Here is a 14,607-nt window from a genome sequence, read left to right on the forward strand (position 1 = left end):
GCGGGGTGGCCGCCGCATCTAAAGCGTCCATTTGATGCTGGTTAAAGTAGCCAAGCTTGAGCGTGTCGGATACGCGGTAAGTACCTGACAAAATTTTCAGCTCGCCGACCAAGGCTTTAATCAGCGTCGACTTACCGGCGCCATTCATACCCAGTAGCCCAAGACGCGTATCAGGCGTGACCTGCACATTGGCGTCACGAAGCAAGGGCGTATCGCTATAGCCAATATCGGCGTGCTTCATCTCAATCAGCGGCGAGCTCATATTGGCTGGCTCATAAAAGCGAAAAGAGAACGGGTTGTCCGCTATCATCGGCGACAGCTCTGCCATACGCTCAAGCTGCTTGATACGGCTTTGTGCCTGTTTCGCTTTACTGGCTTTGGCACGGAAACGACGAATAAAGTCATCCAAGTGGGCGCGGGTCGCTTGCTGTTTTTCAAACGCTTGCTGCTGCTGCACCATACGCTCGTGACGGGTACGAATAAACTGCTGATAATTACCGGTATAAAGGGTGATTTTTTGTTGTTCGACGTGCAAGATATGACCGACGGTAGCATCCAAAAACGCTTGGTCATGCGAGATGACGATGACCAGTCCGGTATAAGCATTGATCCAAGTCTCAAGCCAGAGAATGGCGTCTAAGTCTAAATGGTTGGTCGGCTCATCGAGCAGCATCAAATCAGCGCGGCTCATCAAGGTTTTGGCGAGGTTTAAGCGCATGCGCCAGCCACCCGAAAACCCTGAGACAGGCAGCTCGTGCTGACTGGTGTTAAACCCAAGGCCTGCCATGATTTGTGCCGCTTTGGTCGGTGTACGGTAGCCATCGATTTCATCGAACTGCTGATGCAACACCCCAATTTGCTCATCACTGACAGCGCTTAAATCACTGAGCGCGGCATTAATCTCGTACCACTGCTCATCACCGCTCAACACGTAATCAATCGCCGTCTGATCACTGGCTCCGACCTCCTGCGCCATGTGCGCCACCTGCCAACTATCAGGGATACTCACCTCGCCTTTGTCCAGCGTGACCTCGGTGTCCCCCGTACCCATTTGCGTAAGCAGTAGCGCAAACAAGGTAGATTTGCCGGTGCCATTATTGCCCGTTAGGCCGACTTTATGACCGGGATGGAGCTGAAAGCTTGCCCCTGCAAACAACTCTCGACCATCACGGCGTACGCTTACGTCTTTAAATTCGATCATATAATCTCTTCATCTCAACAATAATATAAAACTCAAGGCAATAAAAAACACACGTCTGGCATGTTTACTGGCGGCTATTATTTCAAACGCCTCACCGATAGGCAAACGATTAAATCACTATTTTAAAAGCAAATCTTGATTGCTATGATAGCCACCATCGCTAAACGTGGTCGGTAAACATAGTCGCCTCGGTGAGGCCGTACGGCAGCATCGCAAAGGCAGTTTTGTTTATTAATAGCGCATAACCAAGCGTCACTCTTGACAAACGAATCAACACCCCCATTATGATATACTGCGATACCATAAGTGCCCGTGGCCGAGCATGTATTTAGCGCGTGAGTGATGACACTTGTATTATATTGATAACGAGGATTGATAACGCGCGCATCGCTTTGCCATAATGACAGCATTCCATTGAATCAAACGCCGTGCGTATCTTTTTTTGCATGACTGTGCTTGCAAACCCAAACAGGACGACAGCCTTTGATCCTAGTAACTGAGGTAGATATGAACGAATCAGCCAATCAATTTAACCCAAGCGCCGCCCAGCCTGTAGACCCAACGGTTTTAAACCTAACGGACAGCGCCGCTCAAAAAGTGCGCCGCCTGCGCGAAGAAGAAGGCGATGACACCTTGATGCTGCGCGTCTATGTCACCGGTGGCGGCTGCTCAGGATTTTCTTATGGCTTTAATTTTGCCAATGACCTAAACGAAGACGACGCCAATTTTGATAATGGCGATGTGACCTTGGTCGTCGACTCGATGAGCTATCAATACCTGCAAGGCTCTACCGTTGACTACACCGAGGGCTTAGAGGGGGCGCGTTTTATCGTGACCAATCCCAACGCCACCACGACGTGTGGCTGCGGCTCGTCATTCTCTATCTAAATGACGCTTTTTTGCGGTTTGAAAACGACGGTTCAAGCACCTATGGATAAGGCTTCTTTCTATCTTATCTATAGGTGCTTTTTCGTCTCGTGCCTGCCCATTCGCTACATGGGCAGTAAACCAGACTGCTTTTTTCTGTGATTTGTGTGTCAATTTTTTTAGTAAAACCAGCCAAAACCGCCTTGGATAAAGCTTATCGTATTTGTAATTGTCCGTGGTTTTCAGGACTGCTTTGAGCTAAACTGACCAAATTCTTCATCCTTATATTTACCTATTTTATGGTCAAACACCCGTCGTGTTTTGGTCTGCCATAATCAATAACAATAGATGCCTATTATGAGTAATTTTGTGAGTAGCTTTGTGAACTTTGAAATCCCCAATTGGTTTGACCATCAGCATCTGACTGCGATGCTCCGCGGTATCGAAAAAGAAGGCTTGCGTGTTAAACCTGATGGTTTTTTGGCACAAACCCCGCATCCAGCCAAACTGGGTTCCAAACTTACTCATCCGTTTATTACCACAGATTACTCAGAAAGTCTGCTTGAGCTGATTACTGACCCAAAAACCTCTCCCAAAGAAACCTTAAACATGCTGCGCCAGCTGCATTTGCTGGTCTATCAAGGTATGCCTGAAGGTGAGCTGATGTGGCCGTTATCCATGCCGTGTATGCTGTCATCGAACGATGAAGATATTCCGCTGGCCGACTATGGCAGCTCTAATACGGGTAAGTTAAAAACACTGTATCGCAGCGGGCTTGGTATCCGCTATGGTCGCCGTATGCAGACCATCGCAGGCTTGCATTATAATTTGTCGTTTGGTGATGATTTGTTTGCGGCTTGGCAAGCAAAGACGCCAGCGGCGCAAAATCTGACGCTGACGGAGTTTAAAAACGATAAGTATCTTGGACTGATCCGTAATTTTAAGCGCCTAACCAGCTTGGTACTGTATCTATTGGGAGCCAGCCCCAGCGTTTGTCCGTGTTTTTTGGCGGGGCGCGAGCATGACCTAGAGCGCCTCAATGACTCGACCTACTACAGACCTACCGCCACCAGCCTACGGATGGGCAAACTTGGCTATACCAACAGCGTACAAGAGCAGCTCGACATCCGCTACAACAACTTGCCTGAGTATATCAAAGGATTGCGCCGCGCGATTCAGACGCCGCATGAGAGCTTTGAAAAACTGGGTTTGGATGATGCGGACGGCAATCCTATTCAGATTAACAATCATATTTTGCAAATAGAAAACGAGTACTATAGTCCTATCCGCCCCAAACAAATCGCCATGAGCGGTGAGACGCCAACCGAGGCACTAGAGCGCCGTGGTATCGCCTATGTCGAGTTTCGCGCCATCGATCTCGACCCGTATAGCGATGTCGGTATCCGTCTCTCTAGCGCTTGTTTTTTAGAAGTCATGGCGCTGTACTGTCTGCTAAATGACTCGCCTGACTTGCTCCCTGAGGAAGAAGAAGCGCTGGCAATCAACCTTGAGCGCGTGGTAAACGAAGGTCGCCGCGAGGGCTTAAACATCATCAATAACGGCGAAGAGCAATCGCTTGAGAGCTGGATGCTTATGCATTTAGATCGTATGCAACCACTTGCCGAGCTATTTGACGCGCACTACGGTGGCAATGACTACCGAGCAGCCGTGGCCTTGATGCAAGGCAAAGCCAGTCATCCAGAATCGACGATTTCGGCGCAAGTCAATGCCGATAGCAAACGCTTGGGCAGCTTATGGCAACTTGGCTTTACCTTGGCAGAGCAGCATCGTGACGCGTTGTTGCAGCAGACCTTGAGCCCCAACGCCCAAGCCAAATATGAGGTATTGGCAGAAAAGTCTATTTTGCAACAAGCAGAGATTGAGTCTGCCGAAACAGAAGACTTTATGGAATTTTTACAACAATACCGCTAGCAACCAACTTAACCACTGGTTTGATATCTTAGACAACGACCTAATAAGAGTGACTGTCCCATGCTACCGCTGACCACTTACCGCAATCTACAAGTATTTTTGGTCGTTATGGCCGTGATAGGTATGAGCTTTGCGCTGTTCTTTTTGCAGCGCTATATGGGGTTTACCCCTTGCCCGCTTTGTATTTTTCAGCGTATCGGGCTGATTGTGATGGGCGTGTTTGCCCTGATGGCGGCTTTATTTCACCCCAAATCTATGGCGGTGCGTCTGGTATTATGGCTAGGTAGCTTGGTGGGTATTGGCTGGTCGACTGTGGTGGCAGGCCGTCACGTCTGGCTACAGCACCTACCTGCCGACCAAGTGCCTTCTTGTGGTCCGGGGCTAGACTACTGGCTAGATACCTTACCTATTTTGCAGGTGTTTAAAGAAGTTTTTGCAGGTTCTGGTGAGTGCGCCGCTATCGACTGGACATTTATGGGACTGAGTATCCCTGAGCAGTCTTTGATTTTATTTAGTCTATTGCTGATCGTCCACGGTTTGGTGTTGTGGCGTATCGTACGTCCTATCGCCTCTAAATAGTCCTCTTTATCCCCTTATTATCCCCATGCCATACTGATACGCCTATCGGTATGGCATAATTTTATAAAAATAACCAATAACAAAAACGCTACAAAGATATTCTAAACCTTTGATATCTTGTCACAGCTTATTCTATTTGCTGATAAGCAGACCTGCGTGACATACGCTGCTTTATAGAATTGCCAAGCGATTGAACGCTGTTTATCTACCTCAAAACCAACGATGAGTCACATGATAATCGCCTCATAAAAATCATGGTTTTTGATGGTTCGTCTGGTTTTTTCATTACTTCTCGATTTTGACAATACCCTGAACTTGCCGATATGATAGGCAGTCTTTTCAGATGTTGTTTAAAAAACTGTTTTTGGTGTGACCATGATATACCGTGCGCCTAGTTGCTCTTTTAATGTATCGACGATCAGACGCTTTCATCGTCTGCTCTTAGGTATACCGCTTTGCGTGTTGGTGATTGGTTGCGATAGTGCCTCTTCTAATACCAATAAAGAAGTGAGTACTAAAGTTGCGCCGGTCAATAACGCTGCAGACAGCAGCCCATCTACCGTCGATCTGGCAGACAGCCTATCTAAACCTAAGGCTGATGCCGACGAGCTCGACGCCGTAGAAGGTCGCTCACTGATCATGGCAGCGCAATCAACTGCTGATAGCAGCATTGATACTGTAGATAGGGATGGAGACACCGCCAATTATAGCTCGCTACAAGCCACGCTAATAGGCGACTACGGCGGTATGTTGCCCTGCTCTTTTTGTGACAGTATCGATATCACCCTAAACCTATTTGCCGATGGCTCCGTCCTAAAAACAAGTCTGTATAACAACCCTTCCCAGCCCAAAGTCCCGACGATTGAGTCTGGCATTTATCGTCAAGATAACGACCTCATTACCATCGTTTATGAGCAAGAAAACATAGAGACCTACCGTATTCAAGACAATCATCTGATATTGATGGACAATGACAAACAGCTCGATGACGATTATGTTTTATCGCGTAAATAGCGTATCCGTTTGTTGCTGACTCATGCCTGTTATGATAAAGCCTCAATACTGCGCCTACCCATTAGGTGTTTTTTATTGGTCATCGAACGACGTTTACTTTACAATGAATCCCACTCTTGGGCACCAAACGTTTGCACATCCAACCTTGCAGACGAACTCTAATCAGCAAGTCTAGCCAGCAAGGTTCAGCCAGTCAGTTTGCCCCGATAGACCTTATGTCTTTGGGTCTACCAGCTTGAGAGTCCACCTTTTTACTTCAGCACGTACGGAACGTCTATGCATATTCATATCCTTGGCATTTGTGGTACTTTTATGGGGTCGCTGGCATTGCTGGCGCGGGCGCTTGGGCACAAGGTTACCGGCTCCGACGCCAATGTCTATCCGCCGATGTCGACCCAGCTGCAAAATGCCGGCGTCGTCATCGAAGAAGGATACCTGATCGAGCATTTACAGCCGGCGCCAGACTTAGTGGTGGTAGGCAATGCCATGAAACGCGGTATGGATGTCATCGAGTACCTGCTAAACGAAGGACTACGCTACACCTCAGGTCCGCAGTTTTTGTCTGAGCAAGTATTGCAGTCGCGTCACGTCATCGCGGTAGCCGGTACGCACGGCAAGACCACGACCACGACGATGCTCGCTTGGATACTGCACTATGCTGGTATCGATGCAGGGTTTTTGATCGGCGGCGTGCCACTGGTCGATACGCCTGATACACACTTGCAGCAAGTGTTTGCCCACAGCAGCTATCTTGGTGCAGACAAACTTGCAGCGAATAAAGACAGTGAGGATAAAAACGGCGGCTATTTTGTCATCGAAGCCGATGAGTATGACTCTGCATTCTTTGATAAGCGTTCTAAGTTTGTCCATTATCGTCCGCGTACGGCTATCTTAAACAACCTTGAGTTTGATCATGCCGATATCTTTGCCGATCTCAATGCGATTCAAACGCAGTTCCATCATATGGTACGCATGATCCCTAGTACGGGTAAAATCATCATGCCTGCCGCCACAGCCAGCCTAGAGGACACCTTGGCAAAAGGTGTCTGGACGCCCGTCTGGCGCACCGCGATTGATGATACAACTATCACTGCCTCAGACAGCGCCACGGATGGTAGTGACTGGCATGCTAAGCTATTAACCGCTGACGGTAGTCGTTTTCAGCTCAGCTATCCTGCTGATAACGCAGCAGCGATTGTAGAGTGGTCGATGAGCGGTATGCATAATGTCAACAATGCCCTCGTCGCAGTCGCCGCCGCCTACGATGTGGGCGTGAGTGTAGAGACCGCGTGTGCTGCTCTATCAGACTTTGCAGGTATCAAGCGCCGTATGGAACTGATTGGTAATGTCGATGATATCTTGGTTTTCGATGACTTTGCCCATCATCCAACTGCGATCACCACTACCTTAGACGGTGCCAAAAAGAAGCTGGCGGACCGACGCATTTGGGCCATCATCGAGCCGCGTAGCAACACCATGAAGATGGGCATTCATCAAGACAGCCTTGCACAATCAGCGGCGCTAGCCGACGATACACTCTGGTATGAGCCGTCCGGGCTGGAGTGGGGGCTTAAAGAAGTTATTGATACCGCGATGGCCGAGGATAGTACCATCGGTCATCAGCAAGTACTTTGTAGTATTGAGGGTATTATTGAGCATCTCTGTGCGTATGCGCAGTCAGGTGATGCCATCGTCATTATGTCTAATGGCGGCTTTGAAGGAATTCATCAGCGACTACTCACCGCCCTACGCGAGCGATAGGCGCAGCACACAAGTCAAATTGATACCAGTCGCGCGTTTAAACGTATATCACCGTTTTATTGTCAATTTGCTATATCTGATTTATTGTATGTAACACTGTTATAAGCCGCCTATCACCTACCCAAAGCGCCGTTTATGGATGATAAACGGCACTTTTTTGTCTGATGTTTATCGTTTTTTAATTCAGCACATATCTTTGCCACCCGTTAGCGACTTTACTACCTTTGTAACCTTCCGTTTACCTATTTCCTCTGCTTGATAGCAAACAGCGGTTTTTCCTCACATAGCCCATACACAGATAACATTTTGTGCTTACTCTTCAATCCTCAGAATGACTACAATAGATTCATCAAAGCACATTACACAATTATAAATGATAAAAAATTAGGAGAATAATATGAGCTTTATTTGGATGATTATCGTCGGTTTAGTCGCAGGGTTATTAGCACGTGCTATCAAGCCAGGTAGCGATCCCATGGGCTGGATTATGACGATTGTATTAGGTATCGTCGGGGCGATGCTCGGTGGCTTTATTGCAGGGCTTATCGGTATCGATGCTGACGGCGGCTTTATTGGTCTTATCTTCTCTGTCATTGGTGCCATCATCTTACTGTTCTTGTATGAGATGATCGTCAGTAAGCGCCGCGTATAAGAAACGCATCTTAGCTAATTTGGTACAGATAACTTGATAAAACTGCATTGATAAAAAAGATAGTTTTGAAAAAATCAATCAAGCAAAACTCATCGAGCTAAAATATGTATCTTACCCAAAAGCCTTGCGATTAGCAGGGCTTTTGTATGTACCGGCATAAATTCTAATGCCCGCGAACATAAGGGGAAAGTATTGATAAGCATTACTTTTGTCCCCATTTACCTTATAATATATACCCTATTTTATCCTTAGCATTGAGGTAAGCATTATGGCATTACTCCCTATTTTAAACTATCCAGATCCGCGCTTGCGTACGATCGCTGAGCCTGTCAAGGAAGTGACTGCTGAAATCAAAACCTTGATCGCCGATATGATTGAAACCATGTATGATGCCCAGGGTATCGGTTTGGCAGCCAGTCAAGTGGATCGCCATATTCAGCTAATCGTCATGGATTTATCTGAAGATAAAAGCCAGCCTCGCGTGTTTATCAACCCAAAAGTGACGCCACTGGTTGAAGAAAAACAACCGTACGAAGAAGGCTGTCTGTCAGTGCCAGATGTCTATGACAAAGTCGAGCGTCCGACCAAGGTTCGCATCGAAGCCCTAGACGAAAACGGCGACAAGATAGACGAAGAGGTCGAAGGCTTGCTTGCCGTCTGTATCCAACACGAAATGGATCATCTCAACGGCGTGATATTCGTCGATTATCTGTCTCGTTTGAAACAGACACGTGCCCGTGATAAAGTTCGTAAAGTCCTCAAGATACGCGAAAAGCAAGGCGCCCAGTCCGCTGAGCAGCAGTCACAACCCATCAGTTCTTAATCTTTTATTCTGAATACAATGATGCTTACCGTGGATATTATGATCTAATATCCACGATTTGACGTTCACTTTTCTAGCAGATACTACTCTCACCAAAGGTTTACTACTATGACCATGATCAAAATTGACCAATATTTTGACCCTGCCAGCTGGCAGAAATTCACCAAAGCTGCTGAAGGTCGCGAGACCCCGTTTTTAGTGGTGGACCTAAGCCGTATCGAGACCAAGTATCATGAGATGGTCAGCCTATTTCCGAATGCCAAATTGCACTATGCGATGAAAGCCAGTCCTGCGGTCGAAGTTATCAATCTGCTGGCAAAGCTTGGTTCTAACTTTGACTGTGCCTCTATCTATGAGCTGGATCGTGTGCTAGATTGCGGCGTTGAGCCATCGCGCATTTCTTATGGTAACACCATCAAAAAAGCCGACCATGTTAAGTATGCTTTTGAAAAAGGTATCGATCTGTACGCGACCGATTCAGAAGCCGATCTTAAAAATATCGCCAAACATGCACCGGGTTCTAAAGTATTTGTGCGCATATTGGTACAAGGATCAGAGACAGCAGAATGGCCATTGTCACGTAAGTTTGGCTGTCACCCGAATATGGCCATTGATTTGCTTATTCAAGCACGCGAGCTTGGCTTGGTACCTTATGGTATCTCGTTCCATGTGGGTAGCCAGCAAAAAGACGTTGCGGCATGGGATGATGCATTAGCCAAAGTTAAATATATGTTTGACTGGATGAAGAACGAAGAAGGCATCAAGCTACAAATGATCAATCTAGGTGGCGGCTTCCCAACCAACTACATCAGCGAAGTCAATCCTATTAAGGTCTATGCAGAAGAGATTACCAGCTATTTGACTGATGATTATAATGATGACGAGATGCCTGAGATTATTTTAGAACCAGGTCGTTCACTCGTCGGTGGTTCAGGTGTCTTGGTTAGTGATGTGGTACTGATCTCTCGTAAGTCAGATACAGATTTGGCGCGCTGGGTCTATACGGATGTTGGTTTATTCCAAGGCTTAATCGAGACGCTCGGCGAAGCCATCAAATATCCTGTTTATACTCCCAAGATGGAAACGTCTACCAGTGAAGGGACGGTCGTACTGGCAGGACCAACCTGTGACTCAACTGATATCATGTACGAAGAAGCAGGTTATCAGCTGCCAGAAGATCTTGAGATTGGTGACAAAATCTATTGGCTAACCACAGGTGCTTATACCAACTCGTATTCATCAGTTGAGTTTAACGGCTTCCCGCCGCTTGAAGTGGTTTATATTGACTAGGGTTCGAACCTATTATCTATAGAGAAGCGCGGTGCTATTAATAACACCGCGCTTTTTTGTATTTAGCCATTTGCATAATGAGCTATTGAACCAACAACTCAATCGGTACCGTGTTAGTGCTCTTGACCGTTCGACTGCCGCTATTGACTGAGCGTTGTGAAATCTCACCGATCGTCACCCATTGTCCACGTGGCACAATGATCGTACTGTTCAGACTTTGACTTTGACTTTGACTTTGACTTTGAATGCTATTACTGCTCGTGCCGTACCTATTGTAGGATGAGTTGGATCGCGCCAGTGGATCTTCAACTTGTGACAACCTCACTTCGACTTGACCATTCGGTAGTAGACGCGGTGTGACAGTAATGCCTTGCGTCGTTGGCAGTAGTACTTGCTGCTGAATAATAATCTGCGCGTTTGGCTGACGGTCAATGGGATGGTGATAATTTGGTTGAATAGTGGCACGATAGTTCTGCGTCAATGAATAGAGCGTGCCGGTACTGATACTAGCGGCGCTGCCAGACAGCGTTTGTACTTGATACAAGCTACTACCTTGTTGCTGGCGGTTATATTGATTGATTACGCCTGCACCTTGGATACCGCGATTGGTAATGATGACTTGACCTTGCTGGATGCTACCTTTTGACTGGCGGTCATTACCAACGCGTACCGTCACCGTGAGCGCTTGCGGCTGACGGTCAATCTGCGTGAGTAGCTGCTGCAGCTTTGGGTAATTGGCAGGCGTGGTGCGTATGACCAGCTTGTCTTGATAACTGGTCACCGTACCACCGTCACGGCTACTCTCTAACTGCTGGCGTACCGCTGGTATAAGTGCCTGACCACCATAGGTATCAATGACATAAGTCTCATAAGTCGCCGCTTGGACAGCCACTAGCGGCACCGTCATACCAACAGCCGTAGCTAGTAGGCTTTTATAAATAACATGGCTATCAAGGACACGGCGACTGTGTTTGACTGCCATCACAGTCGCTACCGCATAACTGAGCGCTTTAAGATAAGCACGGGCAGAGCTACTCATTTAAACCCAGTACATCTTGCATATTATATTGCCCAGCGCCCTGCTCAATTACCCAAGTTGCGGCGCGTACTGCACCAGCGGCAAAGGTCATACGTGCACGGGCGCGGTGGGTAATCTCGACCACTTCACCATCAGCGATAAACATCACCGTATGATCACCGATGATCTCACCGCCGCGTATCGCATGAATGCCAATGCTACCCGCTTCGCGCTCGCCGGTCTGCCCTTCACGGCCATAGACAGCGACGTCTTTTAATCTCTGTCCGCGCGCGTCGGCCACTGCTTCTGCCATCATGTAGGCGGTGCCCGATGGTGCATCGATTTTGTGCTTATGATGGGCTTCGATGACCTCAACATCGGCGTCATCACCAAAGGCTTTGGCTGCCATACCGAGCAGCTTTAGCGATAAATTAACGCCCGTTGAATAGTTGCCTGCGTAGACGATAGCGATTTGCTCGCTGGCAGTTTTTAGCACTTGCTCTTGCTGCTCATTAAAACCTGTGGTGCCGATCACCATCGCAACGTCATTTGCCGCACAGACTTGCATATTTTGCTCAGTGGCATCGGGCAAGCTAAAATCAATCAGCACATCGATGTCATGAATCACTGCCTTTAAATCATCGACGATTTGCACCTCTAAATGCCCAATCGCCGCGACCTCGCCCGCATCTGCACCGACAAGGCTTGAGCCTTGACGTTCAATCGCGGCGTTCAGTGTCGTTTGTGGGTTGTCTTGTACCGCTTCGATGAGCATGCGTCCCATACGGCCACCAGCACCGATGACGCCGACTTTGATGGTTTGTTCTTGTGTTTGTTTTTTGGTTTGTTGGGTCATGTTTTGTCCTAAATATTTATGTTTTTAGCACGGTGGTGCTTATAGGTCATTTATCCTAAGTTTAGCAAATATCCCTGCATGGGTGGTCTTTTATACACTCATTAAAAACCCCTAGCGTTTCACGTGAAACGCTAGGGGTTTGTTATTGATTCATTAAGCCACATGCGTGATCAACGCGATGAAAGCCCTTTGATCAATCAAATAGATCGCCGATCTTTTTAAAGAAAGATTTTTTGTGCGGCGACTGCTGATGCTTGCTATCACCATCTAGTGTGTCTTGGAATTGACGCAATAGGTCTTTTTGCTCACGCGTTAGGTTCACGGGCGTCTCAATGACCACACGGCAGATCAGATCACCTTTCATGGTGGTGCGTACTGGCGTCACGCCTTTACCGCGCACGCGTAACAGCTTGCCACTTTGCGTACCTTCAGCGACCTTGATTTTGACTTTACCATCCAAGGTTGGGATTTCCACTTCTTTACCCAAAGCGGCATCAGTGATGCTGACGGGCACATCCATATACAGATCCGCGCCTTGGCGAGTAAAGACGTCATGTGGTTTGACGCGTACCTCGACATACAGGTCGCCATTTTGTACGCCAGCGCCACCCGCTTCGCCTTCACCTGCGAGACGAACTCGGTCGCCATCATCGACGCCGGCTGGGATAGAGACTTCAAGCGTGCGTGACTTGTCCTTGACGCCGTTACCATGACAGTCAGGGCATGGGTTTTTGATTTGCTTACCTGAGCCGCCACACTGCGGGCAAGACTGCTGTACAGCAAAAAAGCCTTGCTGCATACGTACTTGGCCTTGACCATGACACATCTGGCACGTCACCACGTCAGAGGCGTCTTTTGCGCCTTTACCGTCACAAGTGTCGCAAGGCGCAGGCGCGGTAAAGCTGATTTCTTTTTTAGTACCGCGTACCGCTTCTTCGAGGGTGAGCTCGATCACATAACGCAAGTCCGAGCCGCGACGTGAGCGACCACCGCCGCCGCGCGACTGACCAAAGATATCGCCAAAATTGCCAAAGATATCACCGAAGATGTCTTGGAAGTTGCCGCCGCCACCAAAACCGCTGCCGCCCATGCCGTTTTCAAACGCCGCATGACCCATACGATCATAGGCTGAGCGCTTTTCTTCATCGCTCAACACCTCATACGCCATCGATGCTTCTTTGAATTTGTCTTCGGCATCAGGGTCATCAGAGTTGCGATCTGGATGGTATTTCATGGCCAGCTTGCGGTAGGCTCGCTTAATTTCTTTGCTGTCAGCGGTTTTACTGATACCTAATACTTCATAAAAATCGCGCTTACTCATGGGCTCTCCTATCGTCTTCGCAGGGCCGCCGATCGATCGATTCATCAAACCCATAGCAATTATCGTCTGTTGCTATTCAGACTCGCAATGCTGTTTCACATGAAACATGGCGAGACAATAAAAAGCAAAGAAGAGAATCGTCTGAATCGTACAAGCGAATACGGCGGGGTGCTGCTTAGCCAAATCAATTATTAAAAGTTTGCGCTATTTATGGAGATGGTAAGGTGATTTATCAAGCGCATTAGAGGCGAAATTGTCGGACAGAAGATGATGGGCGCCCAAAACAGAGTTCGTTAAGAATAGCACAAAGGTTTTTATACCTTTTTGGCAGGGCTTCATGCTAGTATTTATCGCCATATTCGTACGCATTTAAATTTGGGCTTTTAGATTGGCGATAAGGTAGTATTTTTTATGAAAAAGCTGTTGGTTTTATTGATCGTCATTGCGGTGACAGTTTATGCAGGCTCGCCTTACTACAGTGCCTATCAGCTCAAAAACGCCTATGATGCCAACGACGGTGCGGCGATTGCGGCCGCCATCGACTACGAGCAAGTCAGGCCAAGCGTACAAACCCAGCTCACCAATCAATTTGCGACCACCATACGCAGCTATCCGTTGGTGGCCGAGCTCGGCGGCGAGCCATTAATACAAGCGGCCAACACCTTTATCATAAAGGCCGTCAATGGTGCCATCACCGCACAAAACATCGAAACCGTCATCAACACCCAAGGTCAAGCCAATACCGCGACCAAAGAGCTGGCGGCGGCGTGGGCCATCGCCAGCAATCAGGTCAATCTAAAAAACTTGATTCAAAACCTCATCATTCATCGCGGTGATATCGATGCGGTGGTCAAAAATCAAATGCAACAGGTCATGCAAAAACAAGCGGCTGAGCTAGAAAAACAAGCCATGCAAGGCAATGATAGTGACAAGCCAGCGCTGAGCTATTGTGGCATCAACTGCTTTACCATCAGCGGACAGATCAAAGGATATCCGCTGACCATCGAGATGCAGCGGCAAGGTCTGATTGAATGGAAAATCGTCAATATTGTGTTGCCATAAGTCTCTGTTTATTATTGATCTAAATAAAAACCGCGCAGCATTTATGGCGTGCGACCGCTCATCTATTTACTCCACGCCCAAAAACTCTAAAAACTCCGGACTCTCAAAACTTGCTTGATACAGCACGCCGTCTTCGCGGTAGATAGCTGGCGTCGCCATCACAGCCAGCCCTGCTGCTTTTTCGCGATTGGGGGTCAGATGGTCGGCCTGGCAGCTTGCTGGGGCAGGCGT

General features: G+C 47.9%; 13 protein-coding genes. 9 read left to right on the forward strand and 4 right to left on the reverse strand.

All coding sequences use genetic code 11. The annotated features are described in order from the left end of the window. Window positions 1-1,201: ABC-F family ATP-binding cassette domain-containing protein (locus tag NK638_RS09145; protein ID WP_274632772.1), on the reverse strand; the 1,201-nt coding region annotated here is incomplete at its 3' end. Window positions 1,202-1,708: 507 nt separating this feature from the next. Here NK638_RS09145 and erpA point away from each other — a divergent pair. From erpA to NK638_RS09185, 8 genes are all read left to right on the forward strand, one after another. After that, window positions 1,709-2,089, forward strand: a complete 381-nt coding sequence (gene erpA / locus NK638_RS09150) for an iron-sulfur cluster insertion protein ErpA (RefSeq protein WP_105244487.1) — start codon at window positions 1,709-1,711, stop codon at window positions 2,087-2,089. A gap of 336 nt (window positions 2,090-2,425) precedes the next feature. After that, on the forward strand, window positions 2,426-4,000 hold the full coding sequence (gene gshA, locus NK638_RS09155; RefSeq protein WP_274632773.1) for a glutamate--cysteine ligase: 1,575 nt from the start codon (window positions 2,426-2,428) through the stop codon (window positions 3,998-4,000). Window positions 4,001-4,060: 60 nt separating this feature from the next. Continuing rightward, a complete protein-coding gene (locus NK638_RS09160) occupies window positions 4,061-4,579 on the forward strand; it encodes a disulfide bond formation protein B (RefSeq protein ID WP_274632774.1) in 519 nt (172 codons plus the stop codon). Window positions 4,580-4,954: 375 nt separating this feature from the next. Then, window positions 4,955-5,593 carry a copper resistance protein NlpE N-terminal domain-containing protein gene (locus NK638_RS09165; RefSeq protein WP_274632775.1) on the forward strand — a complete coding sequence of 213 codons (639 nt, stop codon included), beginning with the start codon at window positions 4,955-4,957 and terminating at the stop codon, window positions 5,591-5,593. Between the two features lie 276 nt (window positions 5,594-5,869). Continuing rightward, on the forward strand, window positions 5,870-7,354 hold the full coding sequence (gene mpl, locus NK638_RS09170; protein ID WP_274632776.1) for a UDP-N-acetylmuramate:L-alanyl-gamma-D-glutamyl-meso-diaminopimelate ligase: 1,485 nt from the start codon (window positions 5,870-5,872) through the stop codon (window positions 7,352-7,354). 397 nt (window positions 7,355-7,751) lie between these two features. Next, on the forward strand, window positions 7,752-8,006 hold the full coding sequence (locus tag NK638_RS09175) for a GlsB/YeaQ/YmgE family stress response membrane protein (protein WP_075101331.1): 255 nt from the start codon (window positions 7,752-7,754) through the stop codon (window positions 8,004-8,006). Between the two features lie 268 nt (window positions 8,007-8,274). Beyond that, on the forward strand, window positions 8,275-8,829 hold the full coding sequence (def, locus tag NK638_RS09180) for a peptide deformylase (protein WP_274632777.1): 555 nt from the start codon (window positions 8,275-8,277) through the stop codon (window positions 8,827-8,829). Window positions 8,830-8,943: 114 nt separating this feature from the next. Further along, complete coding sequence (locus NK638_RS09185) at window positions 8,944-10,119, forward strand: type III PLP-dependent enzyme (protein ID WP_274632782.1); 1,176 nt, start codon at window positions 8,944-8,946, stop codon at window positions 10,117-10,119. Between the two features lie 82 nt (window positions 10,120-10,201). On the opposite strand, the gene NK638_RS09190 is transcribed toward NK638_RS09185, so the two are convergent. The 3 genes from NK638_RS09190 to dnaJ form a co-directional block, all read right to left on the reverse strand. Then, window positions 10,202-11,158 (reverse strand): hypothetical protein, encoded by a 957-nt coding sequence (locus NK638_RS09190; RefSeq protein WP_274632778.1) that lies wholly within the window; start codon window positions 11,156-11,158, stop codon window positions 10,202-10,204. Next, window positions 11,151-11,993 (reverse strand): 4-hydroxy-tetrahydrodipicolinate reductase, encoded by an 843-nt coding sequence (dapB, locus tag NK638_RS09195; RefSeq protein ID WP_274632779.1) that lies wholly within the window; start codon window positions 11,991-11,993, stop codon window positions 11,151-11,153. The genes NK638_RS09190 and dapB overlap by 8 nt, the downstream gene beginning before the upstream one ends. A 193-nt stretch (window positions 11,994-12,186) precedes the next feature. Next, window positions 12,187-13,314: a molecular chaperone DnaJ gene (gene dnaJ / locus NK638_RS09200; RefSeq protein WP_274632780.1), complete on the reverse strand. Its 1,128-nt coding sequence runs from the start codon at window positions 13,312-13,314 to the stop codon at window positions 12,187-12,189. A gap of 411 nt (window positions 13,315-13,725) precedes the next feature. Between dnaJ and NK638_RS09205 the strand changes: the two genes are divergently transcribed. Continuing rightward, a complete protein-coding gene (locus NK638_RS09205) occupies window positions 13,726-14,376 on the forward strand; it encodes a DUF2939 domain-containing protein (RefSeq protein ID WP_274632781.1) in 651 nt (216 codons plus the stop codon). The last annotated feature ends 231 nt before the right edge of the window (window positions 14,377-14,607 follow it).

Source organism: Psychrobacter sp. A3 (assembly GCF_028823565.1).
Taxonomy (GTDB): domain Bacteria; phylum Pseudomonadota; class Gammaproteobacteria; order Pseudomonadales; family Moraxellaceae; genus Psychrobacter; species Psychrobacter celer.

Coding starts and splice junctions, on each gene's coding strand:
- erpA (WP_105244487.1), top strand. CDS start 1,709: ATGAACGAATCAGCCAATCAATTTAACCCAAGCGCCGCCCAGCCTGTA.
- gshA (WP_274632773.1), top strand. CDS start 2,426: ATGAGTAATTTTGTGAGTAGCTTTGTGAACTTTGAAATCCCCAATTGG.
- NK638_RS09160 (WP_274632774.1), top strand. CDS start 4,061: ATGCTACCGCTGACCACTTACCGCAATCTACAAGTATTTTTGGTCGTT.
- NK638_RS09165 (WP_274632775.1), top strand. CDS start 4,955: ATGATATACCGTGCGCCTAGTTGCTCTTTTAATGTATCGACGATCAGA.
- mpl (WP_274632776.1), top strand. CDS start 5,870: ATGCATATTCATATCCTTGGCATTTGTGGTACTTTTATGGGGTCGCTG.
- NK638_RS09175 (WP_075101331.1), top strand. CDS start 7,752: ATGAGCTTTATTTGGATGATTATCGTCGGTTTAGTCGCAGGGTTATTA.
- def (WP_274632777.1), top strand. CDS start 8,275: ATGGCATTACTCCCTATTTTAAACTATCCAGATCCGCGCTTGCGTACG.
- NK638_RS09185 (WP_274632782.1), top strand. CDS start 8,944: ATGATCAAAATTGACCAATATTTTGACCCTGCCAGCTGGCAGAAATTC.
- NK638_RS09190 (WP_274632778.1), bottom strand. CDS start 11,158: ATGAGTAGCTCTGCCCGTGCTTATCTTAAAGCGCTCAGTTATGCGGTA.
- dapB (WP_274632779.1), bottom strand. CDS start 11,993: ATGACCCAACAAACCAAAAAACAAACACAAGAACAAACCATCAAAGTC.
- dnaJ (WP_274632780.1), bottom strand. CDS start 13,314: ATGAGTAAGCGCGATTTTTATGAAGTATTAGGTATCAGTAAAACCGCT.
- NK638_RS09205 (WP_274632781.1), top strand. CDS start 13,726: ATGAAAAAGCTGTTGGTTTTATTGATCGTCATTGCGGTGACAGTTTAT.